This is a genomic window from Paeniglutamicibacter selenitireducens, from assembly GCF_051550675.1.
Taxonomy (GTDB): Bacteria; Actinomycetota; Actinomycetes; order Actinomycetales; family Micrococcaceae; genus Paeniglutamicibacter.
The window spans coordinates 24,998-40,804 of the sequence record NZ_JBPULF010000006.1; the positions used below are offsets into that span (position 1 = coordinate 24,998).

Consider the following 15,807-nt stretch of genomic DNA (forward strand, 5'->3'; position numbering starts at 1 on the left):
TTTCCCGTTACCAGACGTAGGCGAGGACTTCCCCACCTACACCCTTCTTGGCTGCCTGGCGGTCGGTAAGCAGACCGGAGGACGTGGACAGGATGGCGATGCCGAGTCCACCAAGGACGTGCGGCAAGTTGGTGGACTTTGCGTATACACGCAGGCCCGGCTTCGAAATACGGCGGACGCCAGCGATCGAACGCTCGCGGCTCGGGCCGAACTTCAGGGTGATGGTCAGCTTCTTGCCAACCTCTGCTGCTTCTTCAACGAACGAGGCGATGTAGCCCTGTTCCTTGAGGATCTGGGCAACGCGAACCTTCAGCTTCGACGACGGCATGGAAACCGTGTCGTGGTAAGCCGAGTTGGCGTTACGCAGACGAGTCAGCATATCTGCGACAGGATCTGTCATTGTCATTTGGGCTTCTGCCCTTCCTCGCTACGGTTTCCGCGCAAGCGCGGACCTGCAACGTAGTTGATCTAGTTGGCGGTCTTGAACGGGAAGCCCAGTGCCTTGAGCAAGGCACGACCTTCGTCGTCGGTCTTCGCGGTGGTCACTACGGTGATGTCCATGCCGCGGACGCGGTCGATGGAATCAACATCGATTTCGTGGAACATGGACTGTTCCGTGAGACCGAAGGTGTAGTTGCCGTTGCCGTCGAACTGCTTCGGGCTCAGGCCACGGAAGTCGCGGATACGCGGCAGTGCCAGCGTAACCAAGCGGTCCAGGAATTCCCACATGCGATCGCCGCGAAGCGTAGCGTGGGTACCGATCGGCATGCCTTCGCGCAGCTTGAACTGTGCGATCGACTTGCGAGCCTTGGTAACCAACGGCTTCTGGCCGGTGATGGCGGTGAGGTCGCGGACTGCGCCTTCGATGAGCTTGGAGTCCTTGGCGGCTTCGCCGACACCCATGTTGACGACAACCTTGACCAAGCCCGGAACCTGCATCGGGTTGGCGTAGTTGAACTCAGCGGTGAGTGCTTCGCGGATCTCGGCGGTGTACTTGGTCTTCAGACGAGGCTGGATGTTCACAGCTGCTTCAGTCATTACAGTGCCTTTCCGGAAGACTTGGCGTAGCGAACGCGGACGGTCTTGGAGACGCCGTTCTTCTCTACGGTTTCCTCGCGGAAGCCAACGCGGGTCGGCTTCTTGGTTTCCGGGTCAACGACTGCCACGTTCGAGATGTGCAGCGGGGCCTCAACGACCTCGATGCCACCGGTCTGCGTGCCACGCTCGGTCTGGCCGGCCTTGGTGTGCTTGGTGACGCGGTTTACGCCTTCAACCAGGACGCGCTGTGCTGCCGGGAATACCTTCAGCACCTTGCCCTGCTTGTTGCGGTCAGCGCCGCTGATGACCTGAACGAGGTCACCCTTCTTAATCTTTGCACCCATGGTTACAGTACCTCCGGAGCCAGGGAAACGATCTTCATGAACTTCTTGTCGCGAAGTTCACGACCCACCGGGCCGAAAATACGGGTACCGCGGGGCTCGCCGTCAGCCTTGAGGATGACAGCTGCGTTCTCGTCGAACTTGATGTAGGAACCGTCTGCACGACGGCGCTCCTTCTTGGTGCGAACGATGACAGCCTTGACGACGTCACCCTTCTTTACGTTTCCGCCAGGGATAGCATCCTTGACGGTGGCGACGATGATGTCGCCAATGCCTGCGTAGCGACGGCCAGAGCCACCGAGAACACGAATGGTAAGGATTTCCTTAGCACCGGTGTTATCGGCAACCTTCAGTCGCGATTCCTGCTGAATCACTTTTTACTCCTGTCGTCTCGCTGGTTCTCCTAGGGAGCCTTGCGGAACGGATATGGTCCATCCCAGCCTTCACTTACCCCCACCTCCAAACACTTCCATCCGTACCGCATAGCGGTGTCCGGATTTCATGCTGGGGAAGCAGGGCCGAGGCGTTAGCCGAGAGCTGTGCCGCACAACCATTCGGGCCCGTATACGCCCGTCCGGCTGCACTATGCATGGCACTTGAGGTGGATAGTCTGCAAATGCAACGCGCACAGGTTATCTAGTCTACGTTAAAAAGGCCGAGACCCGAAATCGAGTGCATAGCACAGGATTTCGGGTCTCGGCAAACGCTAAGCGTCGAGAGTCGAAAGGCTTACTTGGCCTTTTCGATGATCTCTACCAGGCGCCACCGCTTGTCAGCGGACAGCGGACGGGTCTCGGCGATCAGAACGAGGTCGCCGATGCCGGCAATGTTCTCTTCGTCGTGAGCCTTCACGTTCTTGTTGCGACGCATGACCTTGCCGTAGAGGGCGTGCTTAACACGGTCCTCAACGTCAACGACGATGGTCTTCTGCATCTTGTCGGAAACCACGTACCCGCGGAGGGTCTTGCGGTCGCCGCGCTCTGCTGCTGCAGCCACTACGTTCTCCTTCTCGCTCATTACTTGGCTTCCTCAGTTGCTTCAGCAGCTTCGGCCTTCTTCGAAGACTTCTTAGCCTTCGGGGCTTCCTCTACCGGTACAACAACCTCGGGACGAATGCCCAGCTCGCGTTCGCGCAGTACCGTGTAGATACGAGCGATATCGCGCTTGACAGCCTTCAGGTTGCCGTGCGATTCAAGCTGACCGGTGGCCGACTGGAAACGGAGGTTGAAAAGCTCCTCCTTGGCCTTCTTGAGCTCCTCGACCAGACGGGCGTTATCAAAGCCGTCCAGTGCTTCGGTTGCTAGATCCTTGGATCCGATTGCCATTCCTTATTCACCACCTTCGCGACGCACAATGCGTGCCTTCAACGGCAGCTTGTGGATTGCCAGGCGCAGGGCCTCGCGTGCTACCTCTTCACTGACACCGGAGAGTTCGAAGAGAACTCGTCCCGGCTTTACGTTTGCGACCCACCATTCCGGCGAACCCTTACCGGAACCCATGCGGGTTTCGGCAGGCTTCTTGGTCAGCGGACGGTCCGGATAAATGTTGATCCAGACCTTACCGCCACGCTTGATGTGGCGGGTCATGGCGATACGAGCAGCCTCGATCTGGCGGTTGGTAACGTAGGCCGGGCTAAGGGCCTGGATACCGAACTCACCGAAAGCTACCGTGGTACCGCCCGTTGCTGCGCCACTCCGCTTGGGGTGGTGCTGCTTACGGAACTTTACGCGGCGTGGGATAAGCATTTAAGCCTGTCCTCCTTCTGCGCCTGCTGCCGGAGCTTCAGCTGCTGCTGCTTCCGGTGCAGTGTTGCGGTCGTTGCGACGACGACGTTCGCCACCGGCCGGACGTCCGCCCGGACGGTCGCCGCGGCCACGAGCCGGAGCTGCTGCAGCCTGGGCTGCCAGTTCCTTCGAGGTCACGTCGCCCTTGTAGATCCAAACCTTCACGCCGATGCGGCCGAAGGTGGTCTTGGCTTCGAACTTGCCGTAGTCGATGTTCGCGCGGAGGGTGTGCAGCGGCACACGGCCTTCGCGGTAGAACTCCTTGCGGGACATTTCTGCACCGCCCAAACGACCCGAGCACTGAACGCGGATGCCCTTGGCACCTGCGCGCATTGCCGACTGCATTGCCTTCTTCATCGCGCGGCGGAAAGCCACACGCGAAGCAAGCTGCTCGGCGATGCCCTGTGCAACAAGCTGAGCTTCGATCTCGGGGTTCTTGACCTCGAGGATGTTCAGCTGAACCTGCTTCTGGGTGAGCTTTTCAAGCTCGCCACGGATGCGATCGGCTTCGGCGCCACGGCGACCGATAACGATGCCCGGACGTGCGGTGTGGATATCCACACGAACACGATCGCGGGTGCGCTCGATCTCGACGCGGGCGATGCCGGCGCGCTCCATGCCGGTGGTCATCAGTTCGCGGATACGGATGTCTTCTTTTACGAAGTCCTTGTATCGCTGGCCGGCCTTGGTGGAATCAGCGAACCAGTGCGAAACGTGGTCCGTGGTGATACCGAGGCGGAACCCGTGCGGGTTAACCTTCTGTCCCATTTACTTTTCCCCACCCTTCTTAGGGGTCGCGACGACCACAGTGATGTGGCTCGTGCGCTTCTTGATCTGGTATGCACGACCCTGGGCTCGCGGCTGGAACCGCTTCATGGTCGGACCCTCGTCAACAAACGCTTCGCTGATGATCAGCTCGTCTTCGTTGAACGCGATTCCCTCGCGATCAGCAGCGGCGCGGGCGTTAGCCACGGCCGATGCAACAACCTTGAACACTGGCTCAGAAGCTGCCTGTGGGGCGAACTTCAGAATTGCCAGCGCTTCGTTCGTCTGCAAACCACGAACAAGGTTGACGACGCGCCGGGCCTTCATAGGCGTCACGCGGATATGGCGCGCAATTGCCTTGGCTTCCATTGCTTTCCTTCTCTCGTCTTCTCGAAGAAGTGCTAAGCACTCACTAACCCTCGCGGGTTAGCGGCGCTTGCCCTTCTTGTCGTCCTTTACGTGGCTACGGAACGTCCGCGTCGGGCTGAATTCGCCGAGCTTGTGCCCGACCATCGACTCGGTGACAAACACAGGGATGTGCTTACGTCCGTCGTGTACGGCGATCGTGTGCCCGAGCATGTCGGGGATGATCATCGAACGGCGGGACCACGTCTTGATGACGTTCTTGGTGCCCTTTTCGTTCTCAGCAGCTACCTTGACAAACAGGTGCTGATCGACGAAGGGGCCTTTCTTCAGGCTGCGTGGCATGTTTCCAGGCTCCTATCGCTTGTTCTTGCCGGTACGACGGCGACGCACAATGAGCTTGTCGCTTTCCTTGTTCGGACGACGAGTGCGTCCTTCGCGCTTACCGTTCGGGTTGACCGGGTGACGACCACCGGAGGTCTTGCCCTCGCCACCACCGTGCGGGTGGTCGATCGGGTTCATGGCAACGCCACGTACGGTCGGGCGAACGCCCTTCCAACGCATGCGGCCGGCCTTGCCCCAGTTGATGTTCGACTGCTCGGCGTTGCCAACCTCGCCGACGGTTGCGCGGCAGCGCACGTCAACGTTGCGGATTTCGCCGGACGGCAAACGGAGCTGCGCGTAGCGACCCTCACGGGCAACCAGCTGAACCGATGCACCTGCGGAACGAGCCATCTTGGCACCGCCGCCGGGACGCAGTTCCACAGCGTGGATAACAGTACCCACCGGGATGTTGCGCAACGGCAGGTTGTTGCCTGGCTTGATGTCGGCGGTCGGGCCGGCTTCAATGGCATCGCCCTGGGAGAGCTTGTTCGGTGCAATGATGTAACGCTTGGTGCCATCAATGTAGTGAAGAAGCGCAATGCGAGCGGTACGGTTCGGGTCGTACTCGATGTGAGCGACCTTTGCCGGCACGCCGTCCTTGTCGTGACGACGGAAGTCGATCAGACGGTACTGGCGCTTGTGTCCGCCACCCTTGTGACGGGTGGTGATCTTACCGGTGTTGTTGCGGCCGCCAGTCTTGTGCAGCGGGCGAAGCAACGACTTTTCCGGAGTCGAACGCGTGATTTCTGCGAAGTCGGCAACGCTCGAGCCGCGGAGGCCCGGGGTTGTCGGCTTGTACTTACGGATTCCCATAGTTTAATTCCTCGTTAAAGTGGTCTCCGCTTAGGAAAGCGGACCGCCGAAGATGTCAATCGAGCCTTCCTTCAGGGAGACGATCGCACGCTTGGTAGCCTTGCGCGTCCCCCATCCGAACTTGGTGCGCTTGCGCTTACCGGCACGATTAAGGGTGTTTACGGAGTCAACCTTGACCGAGAAGATGGCTTCCACGGCGTTCTTGATTTCCGTCTTGTTCGAACGCGGGTCAACGAGGAAGGTGTACTTTCCTTCGTCGATCAGACCGTAGCTCTTTTCCGAGACGACGGGTGCGATGACCACATCGTGCGGAGCCTTAGAGAAGGTGCTCACTTGGCTTCCTCCTTCTGGACCAGGGCTTCAAAAGCAGCCTTGGTGAAGATGACGTCATCGGAAACCAGAACATCGTAGGTGTTGAGCTGGTCTACGTAGAGAACGTGCACAGCAGCGATGTTGCGGCACGAAAGTGCTGCTACGTCGTTGTTGCGGTCGATGACTACGAGCAGGTTCTTGCGCTCGGACAGCGAGCGCAGGGTGGCCAAGGCCTCCTTGGTGGACGGCGTGGTGCCGGCAACCAGGGCTTCAATGACGTGAACGCGGTTGTTGCGAGCGCGGTCAGACAGGGCGCCGCGCAGTGCAGCAGCCTTCATCTTCTTGGGGGTGCGCTGGCTGTAGTCGCGAGGGGTCGGACCGTGGACAATGCCACCGCCGGTCATGTGAGGAGCACGGATGGAACCCTGACGGGCGCGGCCGGTACCCTTCTGCTTGAACGGCTTGCGACCGGCGCCGGAAACTTCCGAGCGGTCCTTGACCTTGTGCGTGCCCTGACGAGCAGCTGCAAGCTGGGCCACAACGACCTGGTGCAGCAGCGGAACGTTGGTCTGGACGTCGAAGATCTCCGAAGGGAGTTCTACGTTAAGTGCCTTAGACATTTAGTTATGCTCCCTTCACAGCGGTGCGTACGAGAACGACGCGGCCGCGAGCGCCTGGAATGGCACCCTTGATGAGCAGCAGGTTCTTCTCTGCGTCCACAGCGTGAACCGTGAGGTTCTGCGTGGTAACGCGCTCGGCACCCATACGGCCGGACATCTTCTGGCCCTGGAATACACGGCCCGGGGTGGACGCGCCACCGATGGAGCCCGGCTTACGGTGGTTCTTGTGAGCACCGTGGGATGCCGGGGCACCGTGGAAGCCGTGACGCTTCATGGTACCGGCGAAGCCCTTACCCTTGGAGGTTCCAACGACGTCGACCTTCTGGCCGGCGGCGAAGATTTCGACGGAGAGTTCCTGGCCCGGGGCGTAGGACTCGGCGTCGGCGGTGCGCAGCTCAACAACGTGGCGACGCGGGGTAACCCCGGCGGCCTCGAAGTGGCCAGCCAAAGGCTGGGTGACCTTGCGCGGATCGATCTGGCCGTAGCCGATCTGAACGGCAACGTAGCCATCGCGTTCGGCGTTGCGCAGCTGGGTCACGACATTGCTGTCGGCCTGTACAACGGTTACCGGGATGAGGTTGTTGTTCTCGTCCCAAACCTGGGTCATGCCGAGCTTCGTGCCCAGCAGGCCCTTTACATTACGGGTTGCGGTCATAGTTTTCTCGCCACCTCCCCTAGAGCTTGATTTCGATGTTGACATCCGCCGGCAGGTCGAGACGCATCAGCGAATCTACGGCCTTCGGGGTCGGATCGATGATGTCGATCAGACGCTTGTGCGTGCGCATTTCAAAGTGCTCACGGCTGTCCTTGTACTTGTGTGGCGAACGGATAACGCAGTACACGTTCTTTTCCGTCGGCAGCGGCACTGGGCCGACTACGGTTGCGCCTGCGCGCGTGACCGTCTCAACGATCTTCCGGGCAGAAACGTCAATGACCTCGTGGTCATACGACTTCAGCCGGATGCGGATTTTTTGTCCCGCCATGGCGTCATGCCTCTTTCTAATTAGCACTCTCTGTACAGTTACTGTGCCCTACGGGCCCTTTACGGACCGGCACGCCTCGCATCGAACTGAATCCGGATAATTCCGGGTTCCTCAATCCGCCGAGACCCGACCCCCGCGCTCGGGCGTGTCGCGGTTGAAGGCGATACTAACCCGCATGTTTGCGTGGAGGTGTTGTTCATGTTTCCAGGAATTTCGGTCGTATCGCTCCCCAGCCCCGGGCATTATCCCGGGTGAGACACGATCTCGGTTGAAAGCTCATTGCCCCGGTCTCGGTTTCCCGATCAGCAGGCATGAACCATGGAATTACCCATGAACAACTTGTCTAGTCTGGCAGATGCCGGGCCGAAACACCAAATGTGGCCTTCCTTCAGGGACAGCATTTGCGGCACCGAAGTCCGCCCATGGGTCACTTGTGCGGCCGCCATCAGGGTTCCTTAGCGACGAAAACCCCGACAGCACGGGGCACGAGGCCCTCGACTCCCCCTTGAGGATCGGCCGGTCCGTGGCTTCCGGGCCCGTTCGCCGGTGAGCAAGATCACCGCCGGGAGACGGCCTCTGCGCTAGCTCTCGCCTCGACTTGCCCGGCGGATTTCCCTTGCGCGTGCAACCTCCTTGGCGAAGTGCTTGCGCGCCCACAGGAACGCTACGCCGACGGCAGCCAGCACCGCGACAACAATCAGGAATTCCATGCACACAACACTAGCCCCGTTGCCGCTTACTGCCCATGCACTTGCCATCCGGTTTCCTGGACCGGTGTCTGCAGACTACTCGGCTCCAGCGTCACGATCGGGTGGCGCCGGAGCATGCTCGGGGGACGGGAGCGTGCCGCCGGGATCCGGCGTCGTCTTGTTCATGCCGCCGAGGCGCCACAGCGCCAGGGCGATCAGCCCTGCCGCAAGCACGAGCAAGAGCAGGAATGTGTAGCCGCGGAGGAACCAGAGCACGGCTCCCCCGATCCCGATTGCCGCCCAGAGGGTGAAGATCTTGCGGTTGGAGAGCAATCCGAATACCAGCAGTCCCGTGAAGCTCAACAGCACCAGCAATTGCTGCCCCAGCGTCGAGGTCAGGATGGTGCCGAGTCCGGTGAGCGACAGCAGTCCCGTCGCCGCGAGCAAGGCCGGGACGGCACGGCCCTGGCGCTTCCTGCGGAACTCGTATGCTGCCAGCACCGACAGGACAGCCACCCAGTAATAGGCGAAGGCGAAGTGCCCGAACCCGCCAAGGGCAATCCACCAGCAGCGCTGGGCAATTGCGGCGCCCAACATCGCCGTGATTTCGAAGGCGTTTTCCCGCTGCCTCAGCGGAACCTCCAACGCGGAGGCTGCGCACAATGCTCCAACAAGCAGCGCTGCGCCGATGTAGGTCGGCACGCGGGTTCCCTCGGCCAGCCCCAGGAGGCCTGCCGAGGCAATGGCCAGGAGACTTCCCGCAAAGAGTACCCTCGCGTGGGCGGCGGACCAGCCTTCCGTTCGCCTGAGCACGCCTGGGATGGAGGCCCGTTCTCCGGAGAACCTCCCACCGAAGATCGCCATGATCAGAAGGAACAGCGCGCTGAGGCAAAGCCCAAGCATCGTGTCCTGCGGCTCGCGTCCTGGGATCCCCGCGGCATCACGGAACCAGTCGAGTCCGTGCGCCGTCGCGTACACCAGGAATGCCGCCGATCCCGTAACGAGCAGCGGCACCCCCCATGTCGTCGCGAGAACCAGGCCTCCGGCCACTCCCAGGATCCCGGCAACGACCTTCCATCCTTCTCCCATGTCATCCACGAGGAGCAGGAGCGAGATGAAGAACAGCAGGCCCAGCAGCCCGCGCAGCAGCCGGTGGTCCGAACCGCGCACATTTCGCAATTCGGCCACCATGAGGACGCCGACCAGCACCGCCAAGGCAGTGCCGGCAGAACCCTCGCCCCACAGCTGCCGGGGTAGCAAGCCCCCGGCACGCAGCTCCTCGCCAAGCAGCGGTGTCATCACCAGGCCCAGCACGCCGAGCCCCGCAAGCATCCCCGCCCCATGGAAGAACACATCCGTCGTTCCCCGCTTCAGGGCGAAGGAAGCAGCAAAGAAGACCAGGCCCAGGAACTGGACCAGCAGCGCAGCCTGGTCGTAGTGCCCCTCTCCCCCTGCAACATAGACCGCAGGAATCAGGGCGAGAAGCGCAGCCGTCGCCACGCTCAACCACAGTTGCTGCTGCGCCGAACCTGCAGCAGCGATGCGCTTTCCCGCCAGGACACGGGCGCCCTGGGCCACGGACGTTGTCAGGGCCAGCAACGCGAGTTGGCCGTCGCCGTCCATGTTGAAACGGCCGGCCACGTGCCACGCTGTACCGGAGAAGAGAACCTGGGCCAGCACCACGTAGAGGGCGCCGGGCACCGATGAATCACCCGACACCAGACGGGATGCGACGTAGGCCAGCGACAGCACTGCAACAACTTCCAGCAGCCACTCCGGTGTCAGCCCGGAAGCCAGGAACAAGGCCCCGAGGATTGCAGCGAGCCCACCCGCATGCACCATGATCCGGGGCCCCCGCGACAGTCGGGCATCGTCGCTGACGGTCGATGCCGGCTTTCCGCCTGCCCGAAGCCGCACCCCCAACACCGCCGTCGCCCCCACGAGCCCGCAGGCCAGGAGCAGCCACATGAATACCGGATCCCAGTTGAAGTCCAGCCAGAAGTTGGTGCTCCATCCGCGGTGTGCTGCCGTTTCGAGGTCTTCTGCACCCCGCAGGCCGCCCGCAAGGAAGCTCGACGCCGTGGCCAGCAGCAGGCCGCCGGCAAAGACCGCCGACTCCCCCATCTGGAAGCGCTCGCCCGTCGGATCGCCTGTGCCGGGGCGTGCCACCGGGACGCCGCGTCGCAACGTGAACGCCGAAACCGCGACGAGGACCAGCAGTGCCAGCGTGAAGCCGACGACGGCAGCCACCTGCCCGGCCCGGATGCCGGCCGCATAGGCTGTTAGGCCGCCGGCCTCGTCCAACGTCGTAGTCGTCGAGGTGGGCAGCGGCATCCAGCCCAACGCGGCGAACCTGAACGCCGAGCCGACAGCCACCGGTGCCGCCAACCTCGCCGAGAACGCCAGTGCACCGGTGCCTGCTGTCTTCTCGCGGCGTGCCAGCCACCAGGTGGCGGCAAGAGCAGCGACCAAAAGGCTGGCTTGGAGGCCCGCGGAACCCACTCCGGTTTCCAGCAGCCCCAGCATTCCGGCCCCCAACGGGGCCCACAGGAACCCGCCGCCGAACCTGCGTGCCAGCACTGCGGCACCGACCAACACCACCGGCAACGACCAGTTGATTCCCGGTTCCTGGAGCCCCGCCGGGAGGAATGCGTACCGCAGGAACCCTTCGGATGCCGCAACGGCGCACGCCGCGCCGGCTGCCAGCAAGGCCCATGTTTCGGCGCGTACGACCTCGGCCTTGCGCACCAACGCCTGCTCGTACCGGCGCGCGAAGTACGCGACAAGGACCGCTTGCGCAACGAACACCACGCAGAGGATTCGCATTGTCGAATCCGCCGGCGCATCCCAGTGGATGAGGAGCGCGACGAGTCCCGCCATCGCCGAAGCGCGGACGGCTGCGAGGTTGCGGAACCTCTCTGCGGGGTCAGCCACAGCCAATGCGACGACGTAGTAGATGCAGGCCGCGACAAAGATCCACACGTAGTCGAGCGCCTCGAGGACACCGATCGAGGCAAGCGCCGCCAGCGCCGTCGCAGGAACCAAGTAGCGGTGGGCCGCGGTAAAGGACTGCAGGTAGATGCTGTCCTTCCACCGTGGACCGCGAACCGCCACCAGCGTGATGGCCGCGGCCAGCAGCATGCTGAAGAGGAAGTAGTAGATCAGGCCGCGGTTGAGCACCGCGCCGCCGGCATATGCCGTGGAAACCATGAAGGTCGTCCCCAAGGCCGCGACGACCTTGGACTGCAACTTGCCCGCCGCGTACATGAAGGCGGCGGTTCCGAGCACGGAGGTCACCAGCCATACAACCCCGGGGCTGGACGGCAGCAGCACATAGTGGGCAAGCCCCGTCATGGGAAGCAGTGCAAGCCCTGTTCCGGTGAAGGCCGCGGCCGCGGGCCGCAGTCGTTCGCTGCGAGAGTGCATGACCAAGCCCCCGGAGTAGAAGCCGGCCGTGACAAGCGCCAGCCCCAGAACCTTTGCGGTTGGCGGCAGGGCGATGGCGATGAACAGGGAGGCCGCGGCAACCAGGAGCAACGCCGCGACGTACAGCGTGATGTTGATGTTCCGAAGTGCACGGGCACGCGGGTCGATGGGGACCCTCGGCGGCGTGGCAGGGAGCGGCGCCTGCACGGGAACAGGGCCCGCGGCACCGGCCATCCACGGAAGTCCGTTGGCCGGCAACTGGACAGGCTCGCGGGGAACCCTCGACCCGGTGGCCGGAGCCAAGCCCGGGGGTGGCGCATCTCCCCCAACGGCCGGCAGCTGCACGCTCTCACCGCGTTCCGCACCGCTGCCAGCGGCATTGGCAACGGCACGCGCGGCATCGAAACCCTCCTGCCACGCACGGGCCAACGCCACGGCGTCCAGCTGGTTCTGTGGGGCATTCCGCCCAGGGCCGGCTTTCCTCCCGACATAGAAGCCGATGAAGAACACGGCCACCGAAACGATCAACGTTGTCATGGAGCTGGCACCTTTCGCGGACGATTCCCCGACCGGCAACCGGCGACGGCTCCGGGTCGCGTTCCAGAGTACACCATTCAAACCAATCGTTTTATTTACCGCTGTCACTTGTGGGCGAAGGTGGCAACAAAACAGAAAAGGCCCCCGACTGCCGAAGCAGCGGGGGCCTTCTCCTTAGACCGTCAGGTCAAGATCTGCGAAGTAAACTTACGCGGTGATCTTGGTAACGCGTCCCGAACCAACGGTGCGGCCGCCTTCGCGGATAGCGAAGCCGAGGCCCTCTTCCATGGCGATCGGCTGGATCAGCACGACAGACATTTCGGTGTTGTCGCCGGGCATAACCATTTCCGTGCCTTCCGGCAGGGTGATAACGCCGGTGACGTCCGTGGTACGGAAGTAGAACTGCGGGCGGTAGTTCGAGTAGAACGGGTTGTGGCGTCCGCCTTCATCCTTGGACAGGATGTAGACGTTGGCTTCGAACTCGGTGTGCGGGGTGATGGAACCCGGCTTCACGATGACCTGGCCACGCTCTACGTCTTCGCGCTTGATGCCGCGAAGCAGCAGACCACAGTTCTCGCCAGCCCAAGCTTCGTCGAGCTGCTTGTGGAACATCTCGATACCGGTAACCGTGGTCTTCTGGACCGGGCGGATGCCGACGATCTCGACCTCGGAGTTGATGGCGAGGGTACCACGCTCGGCGCGGCCCGTAACAACGGTGCCACGGCCGGTGATGGTGAAGACGTCTTCAACCGGCATCAGGAACGGCTTGTCGCGGTCACGAACCGGGTCCGGCACGTGGTTGTCAACGGCATCCATCAGGTCCTCAACGGCCTTGACCCAAACCGGGTCGCCTTCGAGTGCCTTCAGGCCGGAGACGCGCACAACCGGTGCCTCGTCGCCGTCGAAGCCCTGCGAGGAGAGAAGTTCGCGAACTTCCATTTCCACGAGGTCGAGGAGCTCTTCGTCCTCAACCATGTCGGACTTGTTCAGTGCGACGAGCAGGTACGGAACGCCAACCTGGCGAGCAAGCAGAACGTGCTCGCGGGTCTGAGCCATCGGGCCGTCGGTAGCGGCAACCACGAGGATCGCGCCGTCCATCTGAGCAGCACCGGTGATCATGTTCTTGATGTAGTCGGCGTGACCCGGGGCATCAACGTGCGCGTAGTGGCGCTTCTCGGTCTGGTACTCAACGTGCGAGATGTTGATGGTAATGCCGCGCTGGCGCTCTTCCGGCGCCGAGTCGATCTGCGAGAAATCGCGCTGTTCGTTCAAATCCGGGTACTTGTCAGCAAGTACCTTGGAAATGGCGGCAGTCAACGTGGTCTTACCGTGGTCAACGTGACCAATGGTGCCGATGTTGACGTGCGGCTTGGTCCGCTCGAACTTTGCCTTTGCCACAGGTTCCTCCTAGAAACGTTTACAGAAGACGTACCTCGCCCACTCGGATCGCGGGCGAAACTTATACAAGTCTACTGGGGGCTTGGTGAAATGTTTAAATTGCGGTTAGCTCCGGCACCGATCAAGGTTCCTTTGCTTGGCCTGGCGGGGCCGGTCGTGATTTCTCTCGCCCGGCCCCGCCGTGCGGCCATTCACCCGAAAACCGGGGTCACGGCCAATTTTTGGTCCTGAACGAGATTACTCGCCGCGGGACTTCTGGATGATCTCGTCGGCTACAGCCTTCGGGACCTCGGCGTAGCTCGAGAAGGTCATCGAGTAAACGGCACGACCCTGGGTCTTCGAACGCAGGTCACCAATGTAACCGAACATTTCAGACAGCGGAACCGTTGCGCGAACAACCTTCACGCCTGCGGCGTCTTCCATCGAGGAGATGGAACCACGGCGGGAGTTCAAGTCACCGATAACGTCGCCCATGTACTCTTCCGGAGTACGGACTTCAACGTCCATGACCGGCTCGAGGATGATCGGGTTGGCGCGGCGTGCGCCTTCCTTGAACACCTGGGATCCGGCGATCTTGAACGCCATTTCCGAGGAGTCGACGTCGTGGTAGGCACCGTCGAGGAGGGTCGCCTTCACGCCCACCATCGGGTAGCCGGCCAGGATGCCGAACTGCATGGCGTCCTGGATACCTGCGTCAACCGACGGGATGTATTCGCGAGGAATACGGCCACCGGTTACGGCATTCTTGAACTCGTAGATGACACCGTCAACAACTTCCAGAGGTTCGAACGAAACCTGGACCTTTGCGAACTGGCCGGAACCACCGGTCTGCTTCTTGTGGGTGAAGTCAACCTTCTCCACAGCCTTCTTGATGGTTTCGCGGTAAGCAACCTGCGGCTTGCCAACGTTGGCTTCGACGCGGAATTCGCGGCGCATGCGGTCCACCAGGATGTCCAGGTGGAGTTCGCCCATGCCGCCGATTTCGGTCTGGCCGGTGTCTTCGTTGAGGGAGACGGTGAACGTCGGGTCCTCAGCCGAAAGCTTCTGGATAGCGGTCGAGAGCTTTTCCTGGTCACCCTTGGTCTTCGGCTCGATGGCCACGAAGATCACGGGATCCGGGAAGGACATCGACTCAAGAACGATCGGGTGTGCCGGATCGCACAAGGTGTCACCGGTGGTGGTGTCCTTGAGGCCAATGACGGCGTAGATGTGACCCGCGTGGATCTCGTCTACCGGCATTTCCTTGTTGGCGTGCATCTGGAAGAGCTTGCCAATGCGCTCCTTCTTCTGCTTCGTCGAGTTCAGCAGCTGGGTGCCGGAGACAGCCTTGCCGGAGTACACGCGAATGAAGTTGAGCTGGCCGAAGAACGGGTGAGCAGCGATCTTGAAGGCAAGAGCAGAGAACGGCTCTTCTTCGGAAGGCTCGCGCTTGAGCTCGATCTCTTCGTTCTTCGGGTCGTGGCCGATGGTCGCGCCAACGTCCATCGGGTTCGGCAGGAAGTCGATGACAGCATCGAGCATCGGCTGAACGCCACGGTTCTTGAAGGCGGAACCACAGAAGACCGGGTAGATCTCCGAGTTGATGACCATCTTGCGGATGCCGGCCTTGAGTTCAGCAATGCTGATCTCTTCGCCTTCGAGGAACTTCTCCATGAGCTCGTCAGAGCCCTCGGCGACGTCCTCAACCAGCTTCGCGCGGTATTCCTCGGCCTTTTCCTGAAGGTCGGCCGGGATTTCCTGGACCTCGTAGGCAGCACCCATGGTGACGTCGCCCTTGGCGTCGCCTTCCCAGACGAAAGCCTTCATGGTCATCAGGTCGACAACACCGGTGAACTCGGACTCCGAGCCGATCGGCAGCTGCATGACCAGCGGCTTGGCACCAAGGCGCTTGATGATGGTGTCCACGGTGAAGTAGAAGTCAGCGCCCAGCTTGTCCATCTTGTTGACGAAGCAGATACGCGGAACGTTGTACTTGTCAGCCTGGCGCCAAACAGTCTCCGACTGCGGCTCCACGCCTTCCTTGCCATCGAACACGGCAACGGCGCCATCGAGGACGCGCAAGGAGCGCTCAACCTCAACGGTGAAGTCAACGTGACCCGGGGTGTCAATGATGTTGATCTGGTTCTTGTTCCAGAAGCAGGTCACGGCGGCAGACGTGATCGTGATGCCGCGCTCCTTTTCCTGCTCCATCCAGTCAGTCGTCGAGGCACCATCGTGCGTTTCGCCGAGCTTGTGGTTCACACCCGTGTAGAACAGGATGCGCTCCGTTGTGGTGGTCTTACCGGCATCGATGTGCGCCATGATGCCGATGTTGCGGACCTTATTCAGGTCGGTAAGCACTTCCTGTGCCACGA

The 15,807-nt window shown here is 61.7% G+C and carries 19 protein-coding genes; all 19 read right to left on the minus strand.

Annotated elements, in window-relative coordinates; genetic code table 11:
- Positions 1 to 7: 7 nt before the first annotated feature.
- The 19 genes from rpsH to fusA all read right to left on the minus strand — a co-directional run bounded on the left by rpsH (position 8) and on the right by fusA (position 15,805).
- Positions 8 to 406, minus strand: a complete 399-nt coding sequence (gene rpsH, locus ACSYDW_RS11610; RefSeq protein WP_007271041.1) for a 30S ribosomal protein S8 — start codon at positions 404 to 406, stop codon at positions 8 to 10.
- A 62-nt stretch (positions 407 to 468) separates the two neighbouring features.
- The gene (rplE, locus tag ACSYDW_RS11615) at positions 469 to 1,038 is read right to left on the minus strand and encodes a 50S ribosomal protein L5 (RefSeq protein ID WP_438338893.1); all 570 of its coding nucleotides are present in this window, start codon (positions 1,036 to 1,038) and stop codon (positions 469 to 471) included.
- Entirely contained in the window at positions 1,038 to 1,382 is a 345-nt protein-coding gene (rplX, locus tag ACSYDW_RS11620) for a 50S ribosomal protein L24 (protein WP_438338894.1), read from the minus strand. Before rplX ends, rplE begins: the two co-directional genes overlap by 1 nt.
- 2 nt (positions 1,383 to 1,384) lie before the next feature.
- Positions 1,385 to 1,753: a 50S ribosomal protein L14 gene (gene rplN / locus ACSYDW_RS11625; protein ID WP_209998446.1), complete on the minus strand. Its 369-nt coding sequence runs from the start codon at positions 1,751 to 1,753 to the stop codon at positions 1,385 to 1,387.
- Between the two features lie 355 nt (positions 1,754 to 2,108).
- Complete coding sequence (gene rpsQ / locus ACSYDW_RS11630) at positions 2,109 to 2,396, minus strand: 30S ribosomal protein S17 (RefSeq protein WP_438338895.1); 288 nt, start codon at positions 2,394 to 2,396, stop codon at positions 2,109 to 2,111.
- Entirely contained in the window at positions 2,396 to 2,704 is a 309-nt protein-coding gene (gene rpmC / locus ACSYDW_RS11635; RefSeq protein WP_438338896.1) for a 50S ribosomal protein L29, read from the minus strand. Before rpmC ends, rpsQ begins: the two co-directional genes overlap by 1 nt.
- Positions 2,705 to 2,707: 3 nt before the next feature.
- Complete coding sequence (gene rplP / locus ACSYDW_RS11640) at positions 2,708 to 3,124, minus strand: 50S ribosomal protein L16 (RefSeq protein ID WP_438338897.1); 417 nt, start codon at positions 3,122 to 3,124, stop codon at positions 2,708 to 2,710.
- Positions 3,125 to 3,931 (minus strand): 30S ribosomal protein S3, encoded by an 807-nt coding sequence (gene rpsC, locus ACSYDW_RS11645; RefSeq protein ID WP_438338898.1) that lies wholly within the window; start codon positions 3,929 to 3,931, stop codon positions 3,125 to 3,127.
- The gene (gene rplV, locus ACSYDW_RS11650; RefSeq protein ID WP_438338899.1) at positions 3,932 to 4,297 is read right to left on the minus strand and encodes a 50S ribosomal protein L22; all 366 of its coding nucleotides are present in this window, start codon (positions 4,295 to 4,297) and stop codon (positions 3,932 to 3,934) included.
- A gap of 57 nt (positions 4,298 to 4,354) precedes the next feature.
- Positions 4,355 to 4,636, minus strand: coding sequence for a 30S ribosomal protein S19 (rpsS, locus tag ACSYDW_RS11655; protein WP_068731512.1), 282 nt, complete (start codon positions 4,634 to 4,636; stop codon positions 4,355 to 4,357).
- A 12-nt stretch (positions 4,637 to 4,648) separates the two neighbouring features.
- Positions 4,649 to 5,488, minus strand: coding sequence for a 50S ribosomal protein L2 (rplB, locus tag ACSYDW_RS11660; RefSeq protein WP_438338900.1), 840 nt, complete (start codon positions 5,486 to 5,488; stop codon positions 4,649 to 4,651).
- Between the two features lie 30 nt (positions 5,489 to 5,518).
- Positions 5,519 to 5,821 carry a 50S ribosomal protein L23 gene (rplW, locus tag ACSYDW_RS11665; protein ID WP_071212935.1) on the minus strand — a complete coding sequence of 101 codons (303 nt, stop codon included), beginning with the start codon at positions 5,819 to 5,821 and terminating at the stop codon, positions 5,519 to 5,521.
- The gene (gene rplD / locus ACSYDW_RS11670; RefSeq protein WP_438338901.1) at positions 5,818 to 6,420 is read right to left on the minus strand and encodes a 50S ribosomal protein L4; all 603 of its coding nucleotides are present in this window, start codon (positions 6,418 to 6,420) and stop codon (positions 5,818 to 5,820) included. The genes rplW and rplD overlap by 4 nt, the downstream gene beginning before the upstream one ends.
- Positions 6,421 to 6,424: 4 nt before the next feature.
- A complete protein-coding gene (gene rplC / locus ACSYDW_RS11675) occupies positions 6,425 to 7,075 on the minus strand; it encodes a 50S ribosomal protein L3 (RefSeq protein ID WP_438338902.1) in 651 nt (216 codons plus the stop codon).
- A gap of 19 nt (positions 7,076 to 7,094) precedes the next feature.
- Entirely contained in the window at positions 7,095 to 7,403 is a 309-nt protein-coding gene (gene rpsJ / locus ACSYDW_RS11680; protein WP_003803825.1) for a 30S ribosomal protein S10, read from the minus strand.
- A gap of 581 nt (positions 7,404 to 7,984) precedes the next feature.
- Positions 7,985 to 8,113 carry a hypothetical protein gene (locus ACSYDW_RS11685; protein ID WP_438338903.1) on the minus strand — a complete coding sequence of 43 codons (129 nt, stop codon included), beginning with the start codon at positions 8,111 to 8,113 and terminating at the stop codon, positions 7,985 to 7,987.
- A gap of 75 nt (positions 8,114 to 8,188) precedes the next feature.
- Positions 8,189 to 12,055 (minus strand): hypothetical protein, encoded by a 3,867-nt coding sequence (locus tag ACSYDW_RS11690; RefSeq protein WP_438338904.1) that lies wholly within the window; start codon positions 12,053 to 12,055, stop codon positions 8,189 to 8,191.
- A gap of 207 nt (positions 12,056 to 12,262) precedes the next feature.
- Positions 12,263 to 13,453: an elongation factor Tu gene (tuf, locus tag ACSYDW_RS11695; RefSeq protein ID WP_438338905.1), complete on the minus strand. Its 1,191-nt coding sequence runs from the start codon at positions 13,451 to 13,453 to the stop codon at positions 12,263 to 12,265.
- 237 nt (positions 13,454 to 13,690) lie between these two features.
- A complete protein-coding gene (gene fusA, locus ACSYDW_RS11700) occupies positions 13,691 to 15,805 on the minus strand; it encodes an elongation factor G (RefSeq protein ID WP_438338906.1) in 2,115 nt (704 codons plus the stop codon).
- Positions 15,806 to 15,807 lie beyond the last annotated feature (2 nt).

Bases quoted from the DNA above. Each gene is read 5' to 3' on its own strand.
- rpsH (WP_007271041.1), bottom strand. From the start codon at position 406: ATGACAATGACAGATCCTGTCGCAGATATGCTGACTCGTCTGCGTAAC.
- rplE (WP_438338893.1), bottom strand. From the start codon at position 1,038: ATGACTGAAGCAGCTGTGAACATCCAGCCTCGTCTGAAGACCAAGTAC.
- rplX (WP_438338894.1), bottom strand. From the start codon at position 1,382: ATGGGTGCAAAGATTAAGAAGGGTGACCTCGTTCAGGTCATCAGCGGC.
- rpsQ (WP_438338895.1), bottom strand. From the start codon at position 2,396: ATGAGCGAGAAGGAGAACGTAGTGGCTGCAGCAGCAGAGCGCGGCGAC.
- rpmC (WP_438338896.1), bottom strand. From the start codon at position 2,704: ATGGCAATCGGATCCAAGGATCTAGCAACCGAAGCACTGGACGGCTTT.
- rplP (WP_438338897.1), bottom strand. From the start codon at position 3,124: ATGCTTATCCCACGCCGCGTAAAGTTCCGTAAGCAGCACCACCCCAAG.
- rpsC (WP_438338898.1), bottom strand. From the start codon at position 3,931: ATGGGACAGAAGGTTAACCCGCACGGGTTCCGCCTCGGTATCACCACG.
- rplV (WP_438338899.1), bottom strand. From the start codon at position 4,297: ATGGAAGCCAAGGCAATTGCGCGCCATATCCGCGTGACGCCTATGAAG.
- rpsS (WP_068731512.1), bottom strand. From the start codon at position 4,636: ATGCCACGCAGCCTGAAGAAAGGCCCCTTCGTCGATCAGCACCTGTTT.
- rplB (WP_438338900.1), bottom strand. From the start codon at position 5,488: ATGGGAATCCGTAAGTACAAGCCGACAACCCCGGGCCTCCGCGGCTCG.
- rplD (WP_438338901.1), bottom strand. From the start codon at position 6,420: ATGTCTAAGGCACTTAACGTAGAACTCCCTTCGGAGATCTTCGACGTC.
- rplC (WP_438338902.1), bottom strand. From the start codon at position 7,075: ATGACCGCAACCCGTAATGTAAAGGGCCTGCTGGGCACGAAGCTCGGC.
- rpsJ (WP_003803825.1), bottom strand. From the start codon at position 7,403: ATGGCGGGACAAAAAATCCGCATCCGGCTGAAGTCGTATGACCACGAG.
- ACSYDW_RS11685 (WP_438338903.1), bottom strand. From the start codon at position 8,113: ATGGAATTCCTGATTGTTGTCGCGGTGCTGGCTGCCGTCGGCGTAGCG.
- ACSYDW_RS11690 (WP_438338904.1), bottom strand. From the start codon at position 12,055: ATGACAACGTTGATCGTTTCGGTGGCCGTGTTCTTCATCGGCTTCTAT.